General features: G+C 71.8%; 18 protein-coding genes. 13 read left to right on the top strand and 5 right to left on the bottom strand.

The window, feature by feature from the left end:
• Positions 1-9: 9 nt before the first annotated feature.
• Entirely contained in the window at positions 10-864 is an 855-nt protein-coding gene (locus tag IE308_RS35625; RefSeq protein ID WP_190221054.1) for an alpha/beta fold hydrolase, read from the bottom strand.
• A gap of 76 nt (positions 865-940) precedes the next feature.
• Between IE308_RS35625 and IE308_RS35620 the strand changes: the two genes are divergently transcribed.
• The 7 genes from IE308_RS35620 to IE308_RS35590 all read left to right on the top strand — a co-directional run bounded on the left by IE308_RS35620 (position 941) and on the right by IE308_RS35590 (position 8,317).
• The gene (locus tag IE308_RS35620) at positions 941-1,444 is read left to right on the top strand and encodes a MarR family winged helix-turn-helix transcriptional regulator (protein ID WP_190221053.1); all 504 of its coding nucleotides are present in this window, start codon (positions 941-943) and stop codon (positions 1,442-1,444) included.
• Between the two features lie 157 nt (positions 1,445-1,601).
• Positions 1,602-2,633: a glutamine synthetase gene (glnII, locus tag IE308_RS35615; RefSeq protein WP_110627760.1), complete on the top strand. Its 1,032-nt coding sequence runs from the start codon at positions 1,602-1,604 to the stop codon at positions 2,631-2,633.
• A 359-nt stretch (positions 2,634-2,992) separates the two neighbouring features.
• Positions 2,993-3,550, top strand: a complete 558-nt coding sequence (locus IE308_RS35610; RefSeq protein ID WP_110627761.1) for a winged helix-turn-helix domain-containing protein — start codon at positions 2,993-2,995, stop codon at positions 3,548-3,550.
• Between the two features lie 74 nt (positions 3,551-3,624).
• On the top strand, positions 3,625-4,647 hold the full coding sequence (locus IE308_RS35605; protein WP_190221052.1) for an SDR family oxidoreductase: 1,023 nt from the start codon (positions 3,625-3,627) through the stop codon (positions 4,645-4,647).
• 53 nt (positions 4,648-4,700) lie between these two features.
• A complete protein-coding gene (locus tag IE308_RS35600) occupies positions 4,701-5,978 on the top strand; it encodes a sensor histidine kinase (protein ID WP_190221051.1) in 1,278 nt (425 codons plus the stop codon).
• Positions 5,963-6,616, top strand: a complete 654-nt coding sequence (locus IE308_RS35595; protein WP_190221050.1) for a LuxR C-terminal-related transcriptional regulator — start codon at positions 5,963-5,965, stop codon at positions 6,614-6,616. The genes IE308_RS35600 and IE308_RS35595 overlap by 16 nt, the downstream gene beginning before the upstream one ends.
• Before the next feature lie 132 nt (positions 6,617-6,748).
• A complete protein-coding gene (locus tag IE308_RS35590; protein WP_110627764.1) occupies positions 6,749-8,317 on the top strand; it encodes a DUF1996 domain-containing protein in 1,569 nt (522 codons plus the stop codon).
• 78 nt (positions 8,318-8,395) lie between these two features.
• Here IE308_RS35590 and IE308_RS35585 read toward each other — a convergent pair whose 3' ends face one another.
• Entirely contained in the window at positions 8,396-8,797 is a 402-nt protein-coding gene (locus IE308_RS35585) for a hypothetical protein (RefSeq protein ID WP_190221049.1), read from the bottom strand.
• Between the two features lie 99 nt (positions 8,798-8,896).
• Here IE308_RS35585 and IE308_RS35580 point away from each other — a divergent pair, with 99 nt between their 5' ends.
• From IE308_RS35580 to IE308_RS35560, 5 genes are all read left to right on the top strand, one after another.
• Complete coding sequence (locus tag IE308_RS35580) at positions 8,897-9,397, top strand: tetratricopeptide repeat protein (RefSeq protein WP_190221048.1); 501 nt, start codon at positions 8,897-8,899, stop codon at positions 9,395-9,397.
• 50 nt (positions 9,398-9,447) lie between these two features.
• On the top strand, positions 9,448-11,358 hold the full coding sequence (locus IE308_RS35575) for a hypothetical protein (protein ID WP_190221047.1): 1,911 nt from the start codon (positions 9,448-9,450) through the stop codon (positions 11,356-11,358).
• 92 nt (positions 11,359-11,450) lie between these two features.
• Positions 11,451-12,359, top strand: coding sequence for a metal-dependent hydrolase (locus IE308_RS35570; RefSeq protein WP_190221046.1), 909 nt, complete (start codon positions 11,451-11,453; stop codon positions 12,357-12,359).
• The gene (locus IE308_RS35565; protein WP_190221045.1) at positions 12,359-13,402 is read left to right on the top strand and encodes a PDR/VanB family oxidoreductase; all 1,044 of its coding nucleotides are present in this window, start codon (positions 12,359-12,361) and stop codon (positions 13,400-13,402) included. The genes IE308_RS35570 and IE308_RS35565 overlap by 1 nt, the downstream gene beginning before the upstream one ends.
• 56 nt (positions 13,403-13,458) lie before the next feature.
• Positions 13,459-14,148, top strand: coding sequence for a TetR/AcrR family transcriptional regulator (locus IE308_RS35560; RefSeq protein ID WP_110627770.1), 690 nt, complete (start codon positions 13,459-13,461; stop codon positions 14,146-14,148).
• Positions 14,149-14,152: 4 nt separating this feature from the next.
• Here the strand turns inward: IE308_RS35560 and IE308_RS35555 are convergent, their stop codons facing one another.
• Both IE308_RS35555 and pulA read right to left on the bottom strand, forming a co-directional pair.
• Complete coding sequence (locus tag IE308_RS35555) at positions 14,153-14,509, bottom strand: 5-carboxymethyl-2-hydroxymuconate Delta-isomerase (protein ID WP_190221044.1); 357 nt, start codon at positions 14,507-14,509, stop codon at positions 14,153-14,155.
• 55 nt (positions 14,510-14,564) lie between these two features.
• Positions 14,565-19,961, bottom strand: coding sequence for a pullulanase-type alpha-1,6-glucosidase (gene pulA, locus IE308_RS35550; RefSeq protein ID WP_190221043.1), 5,397 nt, complete (start codon positions 19,959-19,961; stop codon positions 14,565-14,567).
• A 540-nt stretch (positions 19,962-20,501) separates the two neighbouring features.
• Here pulA and IE308_RS35545 point away from each other — a divergent pair.
• Entirely contained in the window at positions 20,502-21,575 is a 1,074-nt protein-coding gene (locus IE308_RS35545; protein ID WP_190221042.1) for a hypothetical protein, read from the top strand.
• On the opposite strand, the gene IE308_RS35540 is transcribed toward IE308_RS35545, so the two are convergent.
• Positions 21,553-23,031 (bottom strand): hypothetical protein, encoded by a 1,479-nt coding sequence (locus IE308_RS35540; RefSeq protein ID WP_190221041.1) that lies wholly within the window; start codon positions 23,029-23,031, stop codon positions 21,553-21,555. The genes IE308_RS35545 and IE308_RS35540 overlap by 23 nt on opposite strands.
• Between the last annotated feature and the right edge of the window lie 73 nt (positions 23,032-23,104).

The following is a 23,104-nucleotide window of genomic DNA, read 5'->3' as shown; positions in this document are numbered from 1 at the left end:
CCCGAGGAGTCAGTCGCTCAGGAAAGCGCTGAGGCGGCGGCCCAGTCCGGCGGGTGCGGCGTGCGGCAGCGCGTGATGGGAGACACCGGCGACCACCTCCGTCTCCCCGCGCGGCAGCCACGCCTCCGCCCGGGCCGCCACCTCGGCCGCGTCGTGGGTCCCGCTGTTCCCGGCCAGGAGCAGCAGGACCGGCACGTCCAGGCCCCGCAGCGCCTCGCGGGCCGGCCGGGGGCCGGTCACCGGCTTGACGGAGGGGAAGCCGGTGGCCGCCTCCTGCAGGCGCAGCCAGTCCGGGTCCAGCGGTGCGCCGCCGGTCTCCCAGGCCAGGAAGGCGCGGGTGCGGCGGGGCGCGGGCCGCAGCAGCGTCGGCAGCGCGTGGAGCAGGTACGCCGCCTTGTACCCGGCGAAGCACTGGGTCGGGTCCAGGAGGAACAGGCGGCGCACCCGCCCGGGCGCGCGCAGCGCGCAGTGCAGGGCGACGAAGGCGCCGTAGGAGTGCCCGCCGAGGTCGGTCTCCCCCACGCCGAGCCCGTCGAGCACCGCGTCCAGCCAGGCGGCGAGGTCGGCAATGGTGCGGGGCCGGCGGTCGCCGGCGGGTTCGCTGAGCCCGGGCATGCCGATGAGGTCGGCGGCGTACACGCGGCGGTGCCGGGCCAGCTCGGCGGCCTGGGCGTACCAGGAGGCCGAGGTCGCTCCGCCGCCGCCCGGCAGCAGCAGGAGCGGGGGCGCGCCGGCGGGCCCGCAGACGTTGAGGTGGGTGACGCCGAAGGGCGTCGGGACGGTCACCGCCTCGCGCTCCGCCGGCCACTTGGCCATGACCTTGTCGTACGCGGCCCGGAAGTCCTCGGGGTCATAGGAACCCATCGGCAACGCCCTCCCCTATTATCTCGTTGAGCGAGATACACGCTGAGCAAGATAGCAGCAGGAGAGGACGGTTCCCATGGCACCCCGTGAGAGCGGCGAACCGGAGTCGGCCGACCGGGCGGCGGAGCTGGAGATCGTCCACCTCCTGCGCGCGGTCACGGTCGAACTGGGCCTGCACAGTGCCCGGTTCGCGCAGGCCAACGGCATGCACGCCACCGACGTGCGTGCCCTGATCGCGCTGATGGACGCGCGGCGCGCGGGCGAGGAGACGACGGCCGGGCGGCTCGGTGCCGCGCTCGGGCTGAACTCGGCCGGGACGACCTCCGTGGTGGACCGGCTGGAGCGGGCGGGGCTGGTGCGGCGGGTGCGCGGCGCGGACGACCGGCGCAAGGTGGTCGTCGAGGTGGAGGAGCGGGCCGTACGGCTCGGGCAGGACTTCTTCGGGCCGCTGATCGCGCGGACGGTGGACCTGCTGACGGCATACGACGAGCGGGAACGGGCGGCGATCCGGGGCTTCCTCACCGGCGTGCGGGACGCGGCGGCGGGCGCGGCCCGGGGGAGCGCCGGCCTCACAGGGTGAGCCGCGCCACACCACCGCCAGGTAACACGGGGTTCACATTCGAGCAATCGACGGGAAATCGCCTGTTGACAGGCTCGCGGGCAACAAGCGCGGCGCCCCAGTGCCGCAGCGCCGCAGCACCCGCACCTGCGTCCGCCCCACCCGAAGGAAGTGGCCCGTGACCTTCAAGGCTGAGTACATCTGGATCGACGGCACCCAGCCGACCGCCAAGCTCCGTTCCAAGACGAAGATCATCGCGGGCGAGCCCGCCGGTCTGGACGCGCTGCCGATCTGGGGCTTCGACGGGTCCTCCACCAACCAGGCCGAGGGTCACTCCTCGGACCGTGTCCTCAAGCCGGTCTTCACCTGCCCGGACCCCATCCGCGGCGGCGACGACATCCTCGTGCTGTGCGAGGTCCTGAACATCGACATGACGCCGCACGAGTCCAACACCCGTGCCGCGCTGGCCGAGGTCGAGGAGCGGTTCGCGGCGCAGGAGCCGATCTTCGGCATCGAGCAGGAGTACACCTTCTTCAAGGACGGCTACCCGCTCGGCTTCCCCAAGGGCGGCTTCCCGGCCCCGCAGGGCGGCTACTACTGCGGTGTCGGCGCCGACGAGATCTTCGGCCGTGACGTCGTCGAGGCGCACCTGGACAACTGCCTGAAGGCGGGCCTGGGCATCTCCGGCATCAACGCCGAGGTCATGCCCGGCCAGTGGGAGTTCCAGGTCGGCCCGCTCGCCCCGCTGGAGGTCTCCGACCAGCTGTGGGTGGCCCGCTGGCTGCTGTACCGCACCGCCGAGGACTTCGACATCTCCGCCACCCTCGACCCCAAGCCGGTCAAGGGCGACTGGAACGGCGCCGGCGCGCACACCAACTTCTCCACCAAGGCGATGCGCGAGGGCTACGACGCGATCATCACCGCGTGCGAGGCGCTCGGTGAGGGCTCCAAGCCGCTCGACCACGTCAAGAACTACGGCGCCGGCATCGACGACCGGCTGACCGGCCTGCACGAGACCGCCCCGTGGGACCAGTACTCCTACGGCGTCTCCAACCGCGGCGCGTCCGTGCGCATCCCGTGGCAGGTCGAGAAGGACGGCAAGGGCTACATCGAGGACCGCCGCCCGAACGCCAACGTCGACCCGTACGTCGTGACGCGGCTGCTCGTGGACACCTGCTGCGCCGCGCTGGAGAAGGCCGGCCAGGTCTGATCCGGCCCCGCTCGCACCGGAAAAGGCGCCCACCCGTCGGTGGGCGCCTTTTTCGCGTCCAACCAGTGAGAGGAGGGTCCTGTGACGGGCGGGTGTCTGGTTCAATGGGGGCATGGCCAGCATCCAGAAGCACTCCGCGACAGGTCGCCATGACCTCGAGCCCTTCTGGCCTTCCCGTCAGCACCACGACTTCGACCGGGTGTGTTGCCGCGCGATGAACGCGCCGGCCCTCTAAAGCCGTAACCCCCGGCCTTCGGCCAGCGCGACAAGCCGTACGTCCTCGGCGGTCCGACCACGAATCGCGGCCGTCGTCCCTTCCGACGAACGACGATCCTCTCGCGCGAAAGAGCTGACCTCTCATGGCGACCACTCGTTCCCTCTCCCCCGCCGCCCCGACCGCCCCCGCGCCGTCCCGGCACCGGCTGCGCGCCGTACCGGACGACGCCTTCGACGTCGCGGACTTCCTGCCCCCGGGCGCCACCTGGCTGCCCGCGCCCGAGCACACCCTGCCCACGCTGCCCGGCCGGCCGCCGATGGTCGGCTACCTGGTGCTCGTGCCGGCCGACCAGCAGCCGCCGTTCGCCGCGGTGGCGGCCGTGCCCGAGCAGCCGGCGGAGACCGCCGACCCGCTGGTGCGGATCGACCCCGTGCAGCGCACCGCGCGGGTCGACGGGCGTGAACTCGACCTGACCTACCTGGAGTTCGAGCTGCTCGCGCATCTGGTGGCGCACCCGCACCGGGTGCACACCCGCGACCAGCTGGTCACCACGGTGTGGGGCTACGGCCATGTCGGCGACGGCCGCACCGTCGACGTCCACATCGCCCGGCTGCGCCGCAAGCTGGGCGCCGAACACCGGGGCACCATCCAGACCGTCCGCCGCGTCGGCTACAAGTACACCCCGCCGACCGGCCGCTGAGGTACCTGGCGTACCGCCTCTGCCGACAGCAGAGCACCGTTCCCCGCCGCGCCCGGCCCTGGCACAGTCGCCGTATGAGACTTCTGGTGCTGGGTGGGACGAACTTCGTCGGGCGGTCCGTGGTCGAGGCGGCCCTCGGGCGCGGCTGGGAGGTGACGGTCTTCAACCGGGGCCGGCTCGCCGAACCCCCGCCCGGGGTGCGCGCGCTGACCGGCGACCGCACCGCGGCCGGCGGGCTCGCGGCGCTGGAGGGCGAGGAGACCTGGGACGCCGTGGTCGACACCTGGTCGCAGGCGCCCCGCGCGGTGCACGAGGCGGCACGGCTGCTGCGCGACCGCGCCGGACGGTACGTGTACGTGTCGAGCTGCTCGGTGTACACGTGGGCGCCGCCCGCCGGGTACGACGAGAGCGCGCCCGTCGTCGAGGGCGCCGCACCCGACGCCGGGGAGACCGACTACGCCCGCGACAAGCGGGGCGGCGAGCTGGCGGCCGTGGACGTGTTCGGGGCCGAGCGGTCGGTGCTGGTGCGCTGCGGGCTCATCCTCGGGCCGTACGAGAACGTCGGCCGGCTGCCCTGGTGGCTGACCCGGACCGCCCGCGGCGGGCCGGTCCTCGCGCCCGGCCCCCGCGAACTGCCCCTGCAGTACATCGATGCGCGCGACCTCGCCGAGTGGATCCTCGGGGCGGTCGAGCAGCAGCTCAGCGGCCCGTACAACCTGATGAGCCCGCAGGGGCACACCACCATGGGCGAACTGCTCGACACCTGCGCCGAGGTCACCGGCGGCCGCGCGGACCTGCGCTGGACCGACCCGCAGGTGATCCTCGACGCGGGCATCGAACCGTGGACCCAGCTGCCGGTGTGGGTGCCGCCGGGCACCGACATGCACGACGCGCTGCACGCGGCCGACGTCTCGGCGGCGCTGACGACGGGGCTCGGCTGCCGGCCGGTGACCGAGACCGTGGCGGACACCTGGCGCTGGGTGCAGAGCCTCGACGGGGAGCCGCCGTTCTCGCCGCGCGCCGTGAAGGGCCTCGATGCGGAGGTGGAGGCGAAGGTCCTCGGCCTGGCCGGGGGTGTACCTGACACCACCCCCTGACCGGCGGGCTGAGCCCAGTGACCGGCGGCCACGGGCTCGGCGAGACTGACGGCATGAACACCGACAAGAACAACGCCGGCGGCCGCGCGGGGGCCCGGGAGGCGCTGCTCGCCGGCGTACGGGGGCTGGCACTGGCGGCGGCGATGCTGCCGGTCGCGGTGCTGATCTCCACCCTGGCCGTCTGCTCCCTCGCGACGATCCCGCTCGGCATCGGCATCGTCACCACCCCGCCGCTGCTGGGCGCCGTGCGCGCCTTCGCCGACAAGCGCCGCGAACTCGCCGAGGAATGGGCCGGGATACGCATCCCGGCCGTGTACCGGCCGGTCCCCGAGGACGCGAACCCCTGGACGCGCCTGATGGTGGTGCTGGGCGACCCACAGACCTGGCGGGACATGCGGTGGCTGTACCTCGACATGTCGGCCGGCTATGTCACGGCGCTGTTCCCGGCGGTGCTGGTGCTGTGGCCGCTGGAGGGGTTCGCGCTCGCCGCCGGGCTGTGGCGGGTCCTGGCCGGCGGTGAGCACGGCACCTACTGGTACGGCTTCGTCCCGGTCACCGGCCAGCTGTCGGCGTTCGCGGCGGCCGCCCTGGCCGCCGCCGTGCTGGTGGCCGGCCTGCGCTACGCACCCCGCCTGCTGCGCGCCCACTTCACGCTGACCCGGGCCCTGCTCATCCCGACCCAGGCCGAACTGGCCGAGCGGGTGCGGGTGCTGACCGAGACCCGCCGGGACGCCGTCGACACCTCCGCCGCCGAGCTGCGCCGCATCGAGCGGGACCTGCACGACGGGGCGCAGGCGCGGCTGGTGGCGATGGGCATGGACCTCGGCACGATCGAGATGCTGCTCGACAAGGATCCGGGGCAGGCGAAGGCGCTGCTCGCGCAGGCCCGCCGCAACAGCGCCGAGGCGCTGAACGAGCTGCGCGACCTGGTCCACGGCATCCACCCGCCGGTGCTCGCCGAACGCGGACTGGGCGACGCCGTACGTGCGCTGGCGCTGCGGCTGCCGGTGGAGACAGAGGTGTCGGTGGAGCTGCCGGGGCGGGCGGACGCGCCGGTGGAGTCGGCGGCGTACTTCGCGGTCAGCGAGGTGCTCACCAACGCGGTCAAGCACTCCGGCGCCGACCGGATCTGGGTGGACCTGCACCACGCCGACGGCCGGCTGCGGATCACGGTCACCGACAACGGCACGGGCGGTGCGGCGGTCCGGCCCGGTTCGGGCCTGGCCGGCGTCGAACGCCGACTGGGTACATTCGACGGCGTCCTGGCCGTCAGCAGCCCCGCGGGCGGTCCCACCATGGTCACCATGGAGATTCCGTGCGTGTTGTCCTAGCCGAGGACCTGTTCCTGCTGCGCGACGGCCTGGTCCGGCTTCTCGAGGCCTACGGCTTCGAGATCGCGGCCGCCGTCGAGTCCGGCCCCGAACTGGCCGCCGCCCTGGCCGCACTGGAGCCGGACGTCGCCGTGGTGGACGTACGGCTGCCGCCCACGCACACCGACGAGGGCCTGCAGTGCGCGCTTCAGGCGCGCCGGAACAAGCCCGGACTGCCGGTGCTGGTGCTCTCCCAGCACGTGGAGCAGCTGTACGCGCGCGAGCTGCTCGCCGACGGCAGCGGCGGGGTCGGCTATCTGCTGAAGGACCGGGTGTTCGACGCGGACAGCTTCGTGGACGCCGTACGACGGGTCGCGGCGGGCGGTACGGCCATGGATCCGCAGGTCATCCAGCAGCTGCTGGCCCGCCGGTCGGGCGAGGACCGGCCGCTGGCCCGGCTGACCCCGAGGGAGCGGGAGGTGCTGGAGCTGATGGCGCAGGGCCGCACCAACACCGCGATCGCCGCCAAGCTGGTGGTGACGGAACGGGCCGTCGCCAAGCACACCGCCAACATCTTCGCCAAGCTGGGACTCGAGGTGTCGGACGACGACAACCGGCGCGTGCTGGCCGTGCTCGCCTATCTCGATCACGGGCGCTGACCTGCAACTCCGCTGATTCTCCAAGGGCTTTGAACACCCCAGGAACCCCTTGCGTATCCATGGGAGCCGCTTCACTCCTGTCGGGCGCCACGCTGCTGCCCCACAAGCCCGCAAGGAAGTCAGAGGAGTTCCATGGGACGCAACACACGAAAACGCCGTTCGTCGATGGCCACCAAGGCCATAGCCGCGTCGGCGGCCCTAGCGCTCGGTGGGGGCGGGCTGATCTGGGCGAACTTCTACGCTTCGGCGCACGAGTCGAACAACTCGGCGCCGAACTGGACGAAGTCCGCCGCCGGCCAGGTGGCGACGATCGCGTGTCCGGACGTCGGCCAGCAGCTCACCGACGTGCCGGACCGGGCGCGCGGCGAGGTGGACGGTGAACTGGCCACGCTGGACCGGCAGATCACCGAGTTCTACCAGCGGCTGGCGAGCACCCGGGACGCGCAGGCCAAGGACGCGAGCTTCGTGCAGAACACCATCCTGGGCCCGCTGAAGGACCGGCGGAAGGCGATCATCGACCGCATCCAGCTGGAGATCAACCGGGTCGGCGGCAACGCCCCCGACAGCCTGGACCAGCTCGCCCCCTGCACCGGCACGCCCGCCGAGCAGCCCCAGACGACCGACGGCCAGAACCAGAACGGCGACGGCCAGAACCAGAACGGGGACGGGCAGAACAACGACGGCCAGAACGGCGACGGCCAGCAGGACGGCGGCGGCCAGGACCAGGGCCAGGACCAGAACGGCAACGGCGGCCAGCAGGGCGGCGGCAACGGCGGCCAGGCCGGCAACGGCCCCACCGCGGCCGACTTCGTCGACATCACCCAGGTCCAGCCGAACGTCAAAGCCAAGCCGCGCCGCACGGGCAACGCCTCGACCGGCACCTTCACCACCCGCTGCGGCGTGAACGCCAACAAGAACTTCAACACCGACAACGTCATCGTGGCCCCCGGCGTGACCAACGGCGCCCACCACACCCACGACTACGTCGGCAACCAGAAGATCAACGCGTTCTCCAGCAACGACACGTTCCTGCAGGGCGGCACCAGCTGCCAGAACAAGAACGACCTGTCGTCGTACTACTGGCCCGTGCTGCGCCTGCAGGACGGCACGCAGGAGTTCGACCAGAACCGGGACGGCGGCGGCAAGGAGGGCAACGTCGGCAAGATCCTGACCGTCAAGCAGGCCCAGATCAAGTACGTCGGCAGCCCGACCAGCAAGGTCGTGGCCATGCCGCAGTTCCTGCGGATCATCACCGGTGACGCCAAGACCACCACCAACGGTCTGGCCAACGCCAACGCGCACTGGAGCTGCACGGGCTTCGAGAACAAGGTGCAGCTGACCGAGCAGTACCCGATCTGCCCCGAGGGCAGCAGCGTCGTGCGCACGTTCGCCTTCCAGAGCTGCTGGGACGGGCAGAACATCGACAGCGCCAACCACCGCACGCACGTGGACTTCGCCGACGCCAACGGCAACTGCAGGAACGGCTTCAAGGCCATCCCGCAGCTGACGATGCGCCTGGTGTACGACGTGCCGCGGCCGGTGATCGAGAACGGCCAGGTGAAGAACGCCTACGCGGTCGACGGCTTCCCCGAGCAGCTGCACAAGGCGGCCACCGACCACGACGACTTCATCAGCATCACGACCGGCGGCCTGGCGAACAAGATCGCCAACTGCCTCAACCGCGGCCAGCGCTGCGCCTGACGCAGCCCGGCCCGCACAGACGGAAACCGGCGGTGGACCCCCCTCCCACCGCCGGTTTTCCTGTCGCAGGGGGACCGCTCAGTGCCCGTGGTGCGCCGAGTGGTCCGTGCCCTCCTCGATGTCCCCGCCGAGCGTGGCGCGCAGCGCGGTCACCACGTCGGTCTCCCCCACGGCGACCCACTTGCGGCCGACGAGGTAGTGGCCGCCGTAGTCCTTGGCCTCGTTGATCCACTCGCGCTGGCCGCGGTCGGTGGCGAAGGTCGCGAGGACGAACCGGCCGTCGGAGGTGCGGCACAGGGCCTGGCGGATCTCGTCGGCGTCGGTCTGCATGTCCGGCCGGCACTTCACCTCGGCGGCCAGCCGCTCCAGGCTGCCGGTGGCCGTCGGCGGCACCGCGGCCCGCGGCCCGTCGCCGGATCCGCAGCCGGTCAGCACGAGCAGCGCGGCGGCGCACCCGGTCACCGCTGATGTCAACCTCATCTGTTCCTCCCTGCAGGGGCCTCCCCCTCGATACGGCTCCCGGGCCGCCGCCGCTCAAATCCGCTGCACACGGGGGTACACCCGTGCGAAAGTAGCCCGATGACCAAGGACTGGGAAGACCGGGTGGCCGCCGCATGGGCCGCCTTCGACGACTACCCCGAGGAGCGGGCCGCCGACTTCCGCGCCGTGATCGACACGCTCGTCGCCGAACTGCCCGACGACAGCCCGGTCGGCCCCTTCGAGCAGGCGTGCGCGTGGGACTCGACGGGCCGGTCGGACAAGGCCGTCCCGCTGTACCGGGAGGCGCTGGCGCGCGGCCTGGACGGCTACCGCGGGCGGCGCGCGAAGATCCAGCTGTCCAGCTCGCTGCGGAACGTGGGGCAGCCGGAGGAGGGCGTGAAGCTGCTCACCCCCGAACTGGACGCCCCCTCGGACGAGTTGGACGACGCGGTGCGGGCGGCGCTCGCGCTGTGCCTGTCCAGCCTGGGCCGCGACCGGGAGGGCCTGTCCCTCGTCCTCGGCGCGCTCGCCCCACATCTGCCGCGCTACCAGCGGTCGATGGCGAACTACGCGCGCGCCCTCGTCAACCCCGGGGATTGAGGTCACCCGTACGGCGGTGACCTACCGCCGGGTCGCTCGTTGCGCTGGACGTGCAGTCACAGGATGTCGCCCCGCGCCCCACACCCGCCTCCGACCCGGTCGTCGACGTCGAACAGGCCGAGGCCGCACTCGTCGAGCACTACCCGCGGCTCGTCCGGATCGCCTACCTGGTGCTGCCCCCCGGCCTCGGCCGGGGCCGGCGGGTCATGACCGCCCACGCGCTCGCCCAGCGGGCGCTGCCCCGCGGCCGGGCGGCGAGCCCGGTCATCCCGGCCCAGGCCAACGGGCGGGACGGCGACCCCGGCTATGCCTTCGTCCGCCTGCGGGTGCTGCGGGCGGCGCTGGAGGCGGGCGGCAAGCGGCGCGGCCTGCCGAAGCGGTCCCAGCTGCCGCCGCTGCTGCCGCAGGTGTGGGGGCTGAAGCTGTTCCCGCGCTCGGGCGGCGCGGACGAGCTCGCCCTGGACCAGCAGCTGTCGGCGCTGTCCGGCCCGGCCCGGGCGGCGTATGTGCTGCGCGGCCTGGAGAAGCTCCCCGACGGCGACGTACGCCGCATCCTCACCGAGGCGGGGGCCGCCGACGCGGACGCCGCGCTGCGGGCGGCGGACCGGGTGCCGGCCCGGTACGAGCTGCTGTCCTCCCCGGAGTTCGACGCGTGCTCGCTGCAGGCGCGGCCCACCGATCTGATGCGGCGCCGCCAGCACACCAAGGCGGCGCTCGCGGCGGCCGCGGCGATCGCGGTGTGCGGGGCGCTGGTCGCGCTGCCCGGCGACGGCTGGGGACCGGACGGCGCCGCCGCGCCCGTGTACGCGCAGAACCCGGCCGCCGAGGCCGCCCTGGACCCGGGCCGGTTGGTGCGGGTCACGGGGACCGCGTGGGAGTCGGCGGCCCGCACGGACTTCTCGGCGTGGCCGGCGCGCGGTGACCTGGTCGACGACGACGGCCTGCTGCGCCGCGCGCTCGCGGTCTGGGCGCGGCCCGGGGAGAAGGTGCGGCTCTCCTTCACGCCCGGCACCCAGACCGGCGGCCCGGCGGGCCCGCCCCAGCTGCTGTACGCGGGCACGGTGGACAACGCGCGCGTGGTGATCCTCTACGACGGTCTGCGCATCGCCCGCTACGCCGAGCCGAAGGACGGCACGGCCGGGGCGGCCCTGGACTTCGCCCGGGTCGACGGGGCGAGCGGCGCCGAGGCCGCGGCGATCGTGCTGGACCGCGCCGACGGCAACGTCCGCTACCTGACCGCACCCTGGGTGAAGAAGGCCGCCGAGCGGGACCTGATGAAGCCGGGCGCCGGGGCGATGGACCTCACGGTGACCGACGGGATCACCTCGCCGCTGGCCAGCCCGGCGACGAGGGCGGGCGCCTGCACCTCGTGGAACGTGCTCCAGCTGACCGACGACACGGGCACCCATGTGCTGTCCGACCTGGGCGAGCTGGTGCCCGCCCGGCTGACCACGGGCCGCCCGGCGAAGGAGAAGGACGCCAACGGGTCGCAGGCGCTGCACGCCTGGGCGCCGTACGCGTGCTCGCTGGGCGCGGTGCGGTCGCAGGGGGTGCGGTCGGTGAACGCGTGGCAGTTCGCCGAGCAGGAGCTGCCGGACGGCAGCGGCACCGGCGACTGGGCGTGCACGCGCGCGGAGACCTGGCGCGGCGACGGGTCGCGGACGCTGGCGCAGTTCCACACGCCGGGCGGCGCCTACGGGGCGGTCGTGGCGAAGGCGGAGGGCGGTCCGGCGTGCGGACCGCGGGATCCGCACGTGCTGGCCGGGGTGCTGTGGAAGTCGGAGGGCGGCCACTGGTACCTGCTAGCGGCGGGCAGCCGGGACACCGCCTCGATCCGCGCGACGGGCGGCATCAGCGGCTCGGCGCAGGGCCATGTGCTGGCGGTGCGCGCCAAGGAGGGGGCGCAGGCGGAGCTGGAGGGGACGCTGGAGGACGGGCGGTCGATCAGCGGGCTGCGCTGAGCACCCACCGACCCCCCTCTTGCTGACAGTGGCGTCAACAAGGTGGTGCGCGAGGGGTTCCCCTGTCGCTTACCCGTCAGTACATTGACGCCATGTCTAACAAGCAGGCCGCCCGTGCGCCCCAGCCGGTCGCATCCGAGCGGGTTCCGCTCAAGGCGCGGAAGGTGTCCTTCTCGTGGGAGGACACACCGCTGCACTGGGTGCCCGGTGACCCGTTCACCACGCACACCATCAATGTGCTGCATCTGCTGCTGCCCGCCGGTGAGCGGTGGTTCGTCCATGTCTACAAGCAGGTCCTGCCGTACATCCGGGACGAGGAACTGCGCGAGGACGTCCTCGGGTTCATCGGGCAGGAGGCGATGCACTCGCAGGCCCACGACGAGGTGCTGCCGCGCCTGCGGGAGCTGGGTCTGGACCCGACGCCGTACACCGCGCAGGTGGACTGGATGTTCGAGAAGCTGCTCGGCGACCGGACGCTGCCGCCCGGCCGGGCGCGCCGCTGGTGGCTGATGGAGCGGGTGGCGCTGATCGCCGCCATCGAGCACTACACCGCCTTCCTCGGTGACTGGGTGCTCAACGCCGAGGAACTGGACCGGCGCGGCGCCGACCCGACCATGCTGGACCTGCTGCGCTGGCACGGCGCCGAGGAGGTCGAGCACCGCTCGGTCGCCTTCGACCTGTTCCTGCACGTCGACGGCGGCTACCGGCGGCGGGCGCGGACCTGGGCGACGGCGTTCGCGACGCTGGTGTTCCTGTGGCAGCGCGGAATCCGCTTCTTCCTGGAGAACGACCCGACGCTGCCGGCCGCCAAGGGCTCCCTGAAGGACTTCCACCGGCGCGGCCGGGACGGGCTGCTGCCGTCCACCGGGGCGATGCTGAGGTCCATCCCCACCTACCTCAGCCGCACGTACCACCCCTCGCAGGAGGGCTCCACCGAGCAGGCCGTGGCCTATCTGGCCGCCTCCCCCGCCGCGCTCGCGGCAGAGAAGAGGACCGCGTGATGCCGAAGCTGCGGACCGTCGCCCTGGTCGCGGGTGCCGCGCTGCTCGCCCGGCGGGCGCTGCGCCGCCGGATCCAGGCCTCGCCGCTGTGGCCGATGCCCGCGCTGGAGGAGCCGGTGAGCGGCCGGCCGCGGTCGCGGGCGCTGACACTGCTGGTGACCGCGCACGAGGAGATAGCCGACGGGGTCGTCCAGTTGCGTCTGGAGGGCCACGGCCTGCCGCGCTGGGAGCCCGGCGCGCACCTGGACCTCGTGCTGCCGTCGGGGCTGGTGCGGCAGTACTCGCTGTGCGGGGACCCGGAGGACACCTCCTCGTACACGGTCGCCACGCGGCTGGTGACGGACGGGCGGGGCGGCTCCCGTGAGGTGCACGAGCAGGTGCGGGAGGGCATGGAGCTGACGGTGCGCGGCCCGCGCAACCGGTTCCCGCTGGTCGAGGCGGAGTCGTACGTCTTCGTCGCCGGCGGCATCGGCATCACGCCGGTCCTGCCGATGCTGCGGGCGCTGACCGGCCGGGGCGCCGAGTGGCGGCTGCTGTACGGGGGCCGGACGCGGGCGTCGATGCCGTTCCTGGAGGAGGTCGTCAAGCTCGGCGGCGACCGGGTGACCGTGGTGGCCGAGGACGAGGCCGGACTGCCGGACCTCGACGCGTGGCTCGGGGAGCTGCCCGAGGGGGCGGCGGTGTACTGCTGCGGTCCGGAGGGGCTGATGGCCGCGGTGGAGGAGCGGGTGCCCGGGGTCCACCTGGAGCGGTTCGCGGCGCGTACGACGGCCGGCGGGGACGTCGCCTTCGAGGTCGAACTGCGGCGCAGCGGACGGGTGCTGACCGTGCCGGCGGACACCACCGTGCTGGACGCGGTGCGCGAGGAACTGCCGGACACCGCCTACTCCTGCGCGCAGGGCTTCTGCGGGACCTGCCAGCAGCGGGTGCTTGAGGGCGAGGTGGACCACCGGGACGAGCTGCTGACGGACGCGGAGCGTGGCGACTCGATGCTGATCTGTGTCTCCCGCGCCCGGAGTGATCGTCTGGTCCTGGACATGTGAACATCCGAGACCGTTCGGGTCCGTTCACGGCCGGATCCGATCGGTAAGGTGTTCGCATGACTACCGGGGTACGCCGCCGCATGGGCGTCGAGGAGCGGCGGCAGCAGTTGATCGGCGTCGCCCTCGAACTGTTCAGCCGCCGCTCGCCCGACGAGGTCTCCATCGACGAGATAGCGTCCGCCGCGGGCATCTCCCGCCCGCTGGTGTACCACTACTTCCCCGGCAAACTCAGCCTGTACGAGGCGGCGTTGAAGCGTGCCTCGGACGATCTCGCGGCCCGGTTCGTGGAGCCGCGCGAGGGCCCGCTGGGCGCGCGGCTGCTGCGCGTGATGGGCCGCTTCTTCGACTTCGTGGACGAGCACGGCCCCGGATTCTCCGCGCTGATGCGGGGCGGCCCGGCGGTCGGCTCCTCCACCACCAACGCGCTCATCGACGCCGTACGGCAGGCGGCGTACGTCCAGATCCTGTCGCATCTGGACGTACAGGACCCGCCGGCGCGGCTGGAGCTGGTGATCCGCTCCTGGATCTCGCTCGCCGAGTCGACCGCGCTGATCTGGCTGGACGGGCGGCGCATCCCGCGCGCCGAGCTGGAGAAGCAGCTGGTGCACGACTTCGCCGCGCTGGCCGCGGTGAGCGCCGCCTACGACGAGGAGATGGGCGCCCTGCTGCGCCGCATCCTGAAGGACGAGCCGGCCGACGGCCCCTTCGCGGACCTGGTCGGCCGGATCGTCGCGCTGGCGTCCTGACGTCTCAGGCGTCGAACTTCCGGTAGGAGGCGTCCAGGTCCCGCACCTCCGCGGAGGCGTGCAGGGCGAGGCCCGCGGCGGGCTTCACATGGGTGCGCAGCGCCTGAAGGACGGCCTCGGTGAGCCGGGCCTTGGTCTCGTCGGTGCGGCCGGCCAGCAGGCCGATGGTGACGTGCACGATGGCGTGGCCGTCCTCGTCCCGGCCGACGGTGGTGTCCTCGGTGGCCCGGAACTGCGTCTTGCACGCCTCGTACTTGGCGGCCGCGATCTCCACCGCCGCGTCGTGCACGGCGAGGGCGAAACCACGCCGGTCGAAGCCCTCGGCGAGGGGCGCGGAGTAGTCGACGGTGATCTGCGGCATGGGTGCTCCTGCTCCGGTACTGGTCGGGACAGGAGCACCCTAACCGCAGGGCGTGTCAGCCGGCGCGGGTGAAGACGGCCACCGTGCGGGCCGGCACGGTGAACGTGCCGTCGCTGTACGACGACGTCTTCACCACCGGGTCCGACCCGGCGGCCTGCACCGGGTGCAGCCGGTACGCGGTGCCCGCGAGGGAGCCGACGTGCTGCTGCTGCCGCTCGGGCGTCGCGTTGAAGACGACGACCAGGTCACCGAGGCGCATGGTGATCACGCCCGGCGTCTCGTCGGCGCCGGACAGCGGGAAGGCGAGCTGCCGCTGCACCTCCTCGGCCGTGCCGAGGGAGAACGCCCGCTCCGTCGTACGGATCCGCAGCAGGTCCCGGTAGGCCGCCGAGGCGCCGTCGATCTGCCCGCAGCCGACGCCGACCGTGGTCAGCAGAGGCTTGGCGTACGGCCACTTGGAGGCGTTGTCGGCGGCCATCGGCAGGCCGCGGCCGAAGCCGTTGCCGTCGGCGCAGTTCCAGTGGATCGCGTTGAACCAGTCGCCGCTGTCGAAGGAGTTGCGGTCCAGGGACTTCGAGCGCAGCAGGTCGGTGCCGGCCTGGGAGAGCGCCGGGCCCTGCGAGAGGGCGGCCGTCGCCATCGCCAGGACCTGCATCCGGGCCCGGTCCGAGGCGTTCACCGACGCGGGCAGCTTGTAGGCCAGGGCGTCGAAGAGCGACTCGTTGTCGTGCGCGTCGGCGTAGGCGAGGGCGTCGCCGGGGGCGGCGGCGTAGCCCGCGGGCTGGCCGTTGTAGTCGACGCCGGCGCCGGTGACCTCCTTGCCGCCGGTGCCGGTGAACCGGTAGCCCGCCAGGTTGCCGCTCAGCCCGACCTTGATCAGGTCCTGGTAGTGCAGCAGCCGGGCCTTCTGCTCGGCGGGAGTGCCGTTGGCGGCCGAGGAGTTGGGCTCGGTGTACAGCCCGGAGGCGAAGCCCTGGACGCCGGGGTCGGCGTCGAAGGGGCTGCCGCCGCGGACGGCGTCACGGGCCCGGTCGGAGAAGGTGGCGATGCCGGTGCCCGCCATGTTCTTCTGCGTGGCCTGCACGAAGCGGGCGTCGTCGGCGACCTCGCCGAAGTTCCAGCCCTCGCCGTACAGGATGATCTTCTTGCCGTCGACGCCGTCCTTGGCGACGGTCAGCGCGTCGAGGGCCTTGCGGACCGCGAGGATGTTGGCCTTGGGGTGGTGGCCCATGAGGTCGAAGCGGAACCCGTCGACCTTGTACTGCTTCGCCCAGGTGACGATCGAGTCGACGACCAGCTTGCCCATCATCGCGTTCTCGGTGGCGGTGTTGGCGCAGCAGGTGCTGTTGGCGACGGAGCCGTCGGGCAGCAGCCGCTGGTAGTAGCCGGGTACGACCTTGTCGAGGACGCTGGTGTCGGCCTGTCCGGCGGCCGCGGTGTGGTTGTAGACGACGTCCATGACGACCCGGAGGCCGTCCTCGTTGAGCGCCTTGACCATCTGGCGGAACTGGACCGTGCGGGCGGTGCCGTCGGGGTCGGTGGCGTAGGAGCCCTCGGGGACCGTGTAGTGGTAGGGGTCGTAGCCCCAGTTGTAGGCGTCCTTCGCGGCGGCCGCGGCGACGCACTCCTGCTGCTTGTCCGAGTCGGCGGCGAGGGCGGCGAGGTCGCAGTCGGGCGTCGCCTGGTCGGCCTTCTTCTCGGGGATGGTGGCGATGTCGAACGCGGGCAGCAGGTGCACGTACGAGGTGCCGGCCGCGGCCAGCTCGCGCAGGTGCTTGGAGCCATCGCTGAGCTTGTCGGTGAAGGCCAGGTAGGTGCCCTGGTCCTGCGCCGGGACGGACTTGTCCGCGACCGAGAAGTCCCGGATGTGCAGCTCCTGGATCTGCGCGTCCTTCAGCGGCACCGCCTTGGGCTTGGTGTACGTCGTCCAGCCGTTCGGCTTGAGCGCCTTGTCGGCGAGGTCGACGACGAGGCTGCGCGCGGAGTCCGCGGTGAGGGCGACGGAGTACGGGTCGGTGACCTTGTTGGTGACGACCTTGCGGACGCTGGGCGCCCAGACCTGGACGACGTACCGGTACGGCTTGTTCTTCCAGGAGGCCGGGCCGGTCACGGACCAGACGCCGGTGGCGGCGTCACGGCGCATCGGCACGGTGGTGCCGCCGATCTCCAGCCGCACGGACTGCGCGGTCGGCGCCCACACGGACAGCGTGGGGCGGCCCTGGTGGAAGACCGGACCCAGCTGCGCCTTCGCGGCGCCCGGGTACAGGTCGTCGAGGACGCCCGCGATCTGCACGCCGGTCGCGGCGAGGACGGCGCCGTTGGCGGCGCGCTGGGAGGCGACGAGCTGGCCGCGCAGCGCCTCGGGGACGCGGTCGCGGTCCCGCGGGTCGACGGCGTACGCGGTGTACTTCGCCAGGTGCGGGAACCTCGCCTTCTGGGCGTCGGTGAGGGTCGTCTTCGTCAGCCGGATCCAGCGCTCGTCGTCGCTGGTCAGTGCGCCGTCCTGGACGGTGATGGAGCCGTCGCGGGAGGACAGGAGCTGGGTGGAGGCGGCGGCCTCGGAGCCGTTCCAGGCGAGGGTGTCGCGGTCGATCCAGACCGCCTTGGAGGTGGTCAGGTCGAGCGCGGCGGAGGACCCGGCCGGCTGCGGCAGCAGGTACTTCTCCTGGCCGGCGAGCAGCCACACCTCGTGGCCGTTCGCCTTGAGGTCGAGGGACTGGTCGGTGGGCAGGTCCTTCTCGTCGCCCTTGTGCAGGATGTAGCTGAGGCTGGTCGCGCCGGCGGCCAGAGGCACCTCGAAGCGGGCGCCATAGGCGTCGGTGCGCACCGGCTTGAGCGGGCTGGACCACTCCGTGGGGTTGGCGGCACCGGTCCACACGTGCAGGCCCCAGCCGTCGTAGTTCCCGTCGGCGCGCCGGTAGTGCAGGACGGCCTTGGTGGTGTCCTGGGCGGGGCCGTCCGGCTTCTGCGTGAGGACGTCGGTCTTGCCCTGCTCGATCCACACCTCGCCGGTCTTGGTGACGTCGATGGTGCGGTCCGCGGAGACGTCCTTGTTGCCCTGGTGGTCGATGACGAGGAAGCCGACGTTGGAGGCGCCGGGCTTCAGCTTGACCCAGGCGAAGGCGCCGTAGGCGTCACGGCCGGTGAAGGGGTGGCTGTCCGGCCAGTTGGTGGCCTCGCCGTCGGCGAGGTCGCCCCAGGCGTACAGGCCCCAGTTGCCGTAGTCGCCGTCGGCGCGCTTGTAGTGGACGACCGCGTAGTCGCGGGAGGAGGCGGTGGGCTTCTCCTCGGCGGGCGGGGTGCCGGTGACGGACGCGGCGGTGGCACCGGCGGTACGGCCCGCGCGGTCGACGACGACGGCCTTGTAGCGCAGGGCCGTTCCGGCGGGGGCGTCCTTGCCGATGACGTCGGTGACCTTGTACGGGGCATGGTCGGCGGAGCCGAGGACGCGCCAGGGGCCGTTGCCGGTCTGGGCGGCAAAGACGACACGGTTGAGCTGCCCGCCGGCGACGTCCGCGGTGACCTCGACGGTGCCGGTGGCGCCGACGGCGGGGGCGGTCAGGGTCAGCGTCGGCTTGGTCGCGGGGGCGGCGAGCCGGCCGGCGGCCTTGTAGACGACGGCGGAACCGGCGGGGACGGTGACGGTGATCCGACGGTCGGCGTTCGACGTGACCGTGGCCTGGGTGCCGTAGACACCGCGGAAGGCCATGTCCGCCGAACCGGTCGCGAAGGTGGCGGTCTTCGCCTCGTCCGCGTTGTTGAAGGCGACGACGTACTCCTGGCCGCTCTTCGCGTCGGTGCGGGAGAAGGCGTAGACGCCGGGTCCGTCGGCGGCGTAGCGCTCGGTCTGGACGCCGTCGGTGAGGGCCGGGTTGGCCTTGCGGAGGTCGGCGAGGGCGCGGATCTGCCGGTAGAGCGGGGCGGAGGTGTCGTAGGCGTCGGTCGCGTGGGTGCGGTCGGTGCCGATCTCGTCGTCGTCGAGGTAGTCGGTGACCTTCGAGGCGAACATGGTCTGCCGGGCGTCCTTGTCGCCGCCGGCGCCGGTGAAGCCCTGCTCGTCACCGTAGTAGACGACCGGGTTGCCGCGGCTGAGGAACATCAGCTCGTTGGCGAGCCTGTCCTTGGCGAGGATCCGGGCGTCGGTGGCGTTCGGGTCGTCCTGCTTGAGGAAGGTCCCGATGCGGCCCATGTCGTGGTTGCCGAGGAAGGTGACCTGCTCGTACGCGTTGGCCTTGTCGGTCGTGTACTTGTAGTCGTCACCGAAGACGGAGGCGAGCTTCTTCGCGCTGCCGCCCTGGGAGGCGTACTGGCGGGCGGCTTCCTGGAAGGGGAAGTCGAGGGTGGCGTCGAGGCGGCCCTGGGTGACGTACGGCGAGGTGATCGACGTGTCGGCGGAGTACACCTCGCCGAACATGAAGAAGCCGTCGCGGCCCTGCTTCTTGGCGTACGCGTCGAGCGCGGTGGCCCACTGGGTCCAGAACTCCATGTTGACGTGCTTGACGGTGTCGATGCGGAATCCGTCGACGTCGAAGTCGCGCACCCAGCGCTGGTAGATCCTCTCCATGCCCTTGACGACCTCGGGACGCTCGGTCCACAGGTCGTCGAGGCCGGAGAAGTCGCCGTAGGTGGTGGACTCGCCGGCGTACGTCGAGTCGCCCCGGTTGCTGTACATGGTCGGGTCGTTGAGCCAGGCCGGGACCTTGCTGTTGCTCGTGACCTTCGGGGTGCGCGGGAAGGAGTCGGCGTCGACGGCGGGGAAGCCCTTGCCGCCGGCGGCGTAGTCGGCGTCGTCGAAGGGCCGGCCGTCCTTGGTGAGGTAGGGGAAGGCGCCCTTGGAGAGGTAGTCGTAGGACTTGGGCTCGTAGTCGACGACGTCCGCGGTGTGGTTGGTGATGACGTCGAAGAAGACCTTCATGCCCTTGGCGTGCGCCTTGGAGATGAGGGTCTCCAGGTCCTTGTTGGTGCCGAAGTGCGGGTCGACCTGGGTGAAGTCGGTGATCCAGTACCCGTGGTAGCCGGCGGAGGCGTTGCTCCCCGTCCCCTGCACGGGCCGGTTCTTGAAGATGGGCGCCATCCAGATGGCGGTGGTGCCGAGGCCCTTGATGTAGTCGAGCCGCTGGGTCAGGCCCTTGAGGTCGCCGCCCTGGTAGAAGCCCTTGTCGGTGGGGTCGTAGCCGGTGGTGAGCCGGGTGCCGGTGAGGCCGCCGCGGTCGTTGGACGTGTCCCCGTTGGCGAACCGGTCCGGCAGGACGAAGTAGAACTGCTCCCGGGTGTCGTCGTGCCGGGCGGGCTGCGCGGCCAGGGCCTTGTCCGACGGCGGCGGGGGCGGGGTGTCGGCGTGGGCGGCGAGCGGCTGCACCACCGCTGTCGCGAGGGCGGCGGCGGTGACGGCCGCGACCCGCCTTCCCCGTGTACTGCGGCGCGTCCCGGGCGCCGGCCATCTCGGTATCACAGGCGGAAACTCCTTGTGCTTGCGGCTCATTCGGGTCCGACCCCGGCGTCCTGGCGCGGGCTGCGCTGCGGGCGCCCGCGGGGGACCGTATCGCCGACGAAAGACTTACAGCAAGAGGTGTGAAACACCCAGCAAGAACTTTCACCTGGGCTCGGGGCCGACGTTGCGGAGTGCGCCGGATGGGGGAAGAGTGGCTGGTGTGGCGTAGATGGTGCGCGAAGCCCTCCCTCTGGATCGATCATGACCAGGACCACTCGACGACACATCCTCCCCCTGACCGGTGCATCGGCCGTGGTCACAGCGCTCGCGCTGACCGTGGGACCGGCGACCGCGACGCCGGGCCCGGCCGGGGTGGCCGGGCTTCCCTTCTCGATACGGGCGGACTCCTCGACTCCCGGTCCACAGCCCTCCTCGGACGCGTCGGGGTCGAGCACACCGCCCAGCCCGTCGGCGACGGACACGTCGTCCTCCCCGTCGCCCACGCCGGACGACACCGCGTCCTCCGGTTCCGACGACGGCGGCACACCGGCCACCGCCGCCGTGAAGCAGCAGCAGGCAGAGGCCGGCAATCTCGCGACGGAACTGGACGACAAGAAGGCCGACGTGCCCGAAGACCTGGTGCCGAGTGTGGATCAGCTGACCGGCGTGCTGGAGGCGGTCAACGACACGCAGACCCCGCCGCAGGAGCGCGACGGGGCCGTCCGCAGCGCGCGGCAGGTGGACTCCGCGCTGGACGCGATCGCCAACCCGGGGACACCGGCCGCGGTACGGGACCGGCTGACCGCGCTGGTGCCCCAGGTGAGCGCCGCCCTGCACACGGCGAACGAGTCTCAGACACCGCCCGAGAGCGGCGCCCTCGGCCTGATCGTGGCCAGGACGGCGTCCGTGCTGAGAGTCGTAGAAGACCAGGACACGCCGCCGGACGTGGAGGCGAGCCTCGTCGACGGCGCGGAGAACCTGTTGTCGGCCGTGCAGAACGGCGCGCCGATCGGGAACGAGGGCGCCAACGCCGCGGCCGGCAGGGGCGAAGACGACGGTCAGCTGGAGTGGAAGATGCTCGTGTCGAACGGGCTGGAGACCGCGGGGGACCCCAACACCTCGGAGGACGAGCGGAAAGGCCTCGCGAAGAGCGCGCACGAGGGCAGTGAGACTCAGCCGGGCGACCCCGAGGCGCAGCAGAAGAAGCTTCGGCTGAAGAAAGACCTGCGGGAGGCGATCTCCGAGCAGGGCTTGCCGGACGAACCGCTCGGGAGGGCGGCAGAGCTCTGCACCAACTCGGTCTTCGAATCCGTCCTGGACACGACCCTCGCCGACGATCTGCAGACGCTGACGCCGGAAACCTGGAACAGTGAGGGCATCCGGGACTTCTGGAAGTCGCGGGAGGCGGCGAACGACTCCCTGGACGTGATCGCCCAGTTGCAGGACGACACGTATGACAACACCGCGCTGGCCATCAAGCGCATGATCCCCCAGCTTGCCGACTCGCTCCCGGCGGATGATCTCTACTCGTCGCTCGGCATGGGCGCGCGCGACTGCCTTCAGGCCGCTTCACGGCTCGACAACGAAATGGGCGTCCAGTCGGGCAGCTGGCTCAGCGAGGCGCAGCGGGTATGAACCTCAGCAACTCCGCCACGGACACCTCGGCAGTGGCATGCCGGCTGGAGATGCCGAATTTCTTCAGTTCCCTTTTGTCCGCCGCTCCATTGATCCGGCCGCCCGTGAAGTGGAAAGAGGAGATGGAGTACCTCGGCAGGCCGATGGGGGCCCAGAAAGCCGTGACATAGAGCGGAGCCCGGGTCACGTTGACGAGGTTGTTGTTGTGCCGCACCCTGCCGTGATAGGTGAGCGGGTCCAGCGGGCATTCGTCGACGTCGTCGGCGACGACGGCGCGACAGGCGAACCGGGGATGCCGCCACGACTGGTGGGGTTTGCTGTACTGCTCCACGTCGATCCGGCCCCGGTCCTTCCGCATGTACGTGAACTGCACGTCGACGTCGATCAGGTCGTACGACGCATCCCTGGGAATCTGGAAGACGTGCACGAAGGTGTCCTCCTGCCCGGCCTCCAGCACGTCTCCAGGCTCGTACAGGCGCGTGCTGCTCAGTGTCTTGAAGGTGAATCCATCGACGTGACGCTCCGCTTCCTCCCCCTCCTTCCCCTTCTCACCGACGCTCTTCTCCCAGGCCCGCAGGAAGGCCCCCTTGGACACATCCCCGGAGTACCTGGCGTCTCTGCCGTACACGCTGACGTCGTTGACGACGACGTAAACCGACACGTCCCCGGTGTTCTTCACGGAGACTTTCAGCGGAATGTGGATATAGTCCCGCGAGCGGTCCTGCCGCGCCCTCCCGAATTCCGCGTTCAGTGTGAAACGCAGGGGAGCCGTCGCAGGCTGGTACAGCGTGGAGTACGCGAGACTGACCGCGGACAGCAGAGCCGTCGCATAAAATCCGGCCACGAATCTGCCGGGGTGCGGCAGCCCTTTCCAGGCTTTCTCCCTGATCAACACGGTGAACGCCCACACCGCCCAGCAGCCCAGCGGTACGAAGGCGAACAGGTAGGGCGTGACCTCCTTCTCCTCCAGCCACAGCAGGAAAAGGAGACTGTCCGTGGCCAGTGCGATGAAGACGCCGAGCAGGACGACCGCACCGGAGGCCCTGTACTCCCGCCGGCCCCAGTGGTCGAGCGCCAGGACCGCCCCGGCGACCTGGACCACGCCGGCCAGCACGAGCCCGGCCCCGATGATGCGCTGGGCAAACGTCAGCGCGCCGGAGGCGTCCGGCCAGCCGATGAGCGCGCTGAGCATCCCGGAGGCGAGCAGCCCGGCCATCATGACGGCCATGGTCGCGCGCCGCCTGACGGGCCGGTCGGGCCAGGTGGCGCTGCCCTCTCCGTGCCAGCACACCGACGCGGGGTCCTCCACGTCGACGTCCGGGTGACCGAGGCGGGCCAGCAGTTTCCGCAGCTCGCGCAGCGACCAGACGCTGCCCGCGGCACTGCCCCCGACGGTGACGCGGCGAAGGCCGCGGTCGTCGGGCGCCTCGACGACGACCCAGGGACGGCTGTTCATGACGCCAGCCTCCGACCTGGGCGGGACACGCGCATGCGCTGTTGCTCCGCTTGGCCAGACGCCCCCTGGCGCC

Source organism: Streptomyces griseosporeus (assembly GCF_014656055.1).
GTDB lineage: Bacteria > Actinomycetota > Actinomycetes > Streptomycetales > Streptomycetaceae > Streptomyces > Streptomyces griseosporeus.
This window is presented reverse-complemented; position numbering and strand designations above follow the sequence as displayed.

Excerpts from the sequence above, each read along its gene's own strand:
- IE308_RS35625 (WP_190221054.1), bottom strand. The coding sequence starts at position 864 with ATGGGTTCCTATGACCCCGAGGACTTCCGGGCCGCGTACGACAAGGTC.
- IE308_RS35620 (WP_190221053.1), top strand. The coding sequence starts at position 941 with ATGGCACCCCGTGAGAGCGGCGAACCGGAGTCGGCCGACCGGGCGGCG.
- IE308_RS35610 (WP_110627761.1), top strand. The coding sequence starts at position 2,993 with ATGGCGACCACTCGTTCCCTCTCCCCCGCCGCCCCGACCGCCCCCGCG.
- IE308_RS35605 (WP_190221052.1), top strand. The coding sequence starts at position 3,625 with ATGAGACTTCTGGTGCTGGGTGGGACGAACTTCGTCGGGCGGTCCGTG.
- IE308_RS35600 (WP_190221051.1), top strand. The coding sequence starts at position 4,701 with ATGAACACCGACAAGAACAACGCCGGCGGCCGCGCGGGGGCCCGGGAG.
- IE308_RS35590 (WP_110627764.1), top strand. The coding sequence starts at position 6,749 with ATGGGACGCAACACACGAAAACGCCGTTCGTCGATGGCCACCAAGGCC.
- IE308_RS35585 (WP_190221049.1), bottom strand. The coding sequence starts at position 8,797 with ATGAGGTTGACATCAGCGGTGACCGGGTGCGCCGCCGCGCTGCTCGTG.
- IE308_RS35580 (WP_190221048.1), top strand. The coding sequence starts at position 8,897 with ATGACCAAGGACTGGGAAGACCGGGTGGCCGCCGCATGGGCCGCCTTC.
- IE308_RS35570 (WP_190221046.1), top strand. The coding sequence starts at position 11,451 with ATGTCTAACAAGCAGGCCGCCCGTGCGCCCCAGCCGGTCGCATCCGAG.
- IE308_RS35565 (WP_190221045.1), top strand. The coding sequence starts at position 12,359 with ATGCCGAAGCTGCGGACCGTCGCCCTGGTCGCGGGTGCCGCGCTGCTC.
- IE308_RS35560 (WP_110627770.1), top strand. The coding sequence starts at position 13,459 with ATGACTACCGGGGTACGCCGCCGCATGGGCGTCGAGGAGCGGCGGCAG.
- IE308_RS35555 (WP_190221044.1), bottom strand. The coding sequence starts at position 14,509 with ATGCCGCAGATCACCGTCGACTACTCCGCGCCCCTCGCCGAGGGCTTC.
- IE308_RS35540 (WP_190221041.1), bottom strand. The coding sequence starts at position 23,031 with ATGAACAGCCGTCCCTGGGTCGTCGTCGAGGCGCCCGACGACCGCGGC.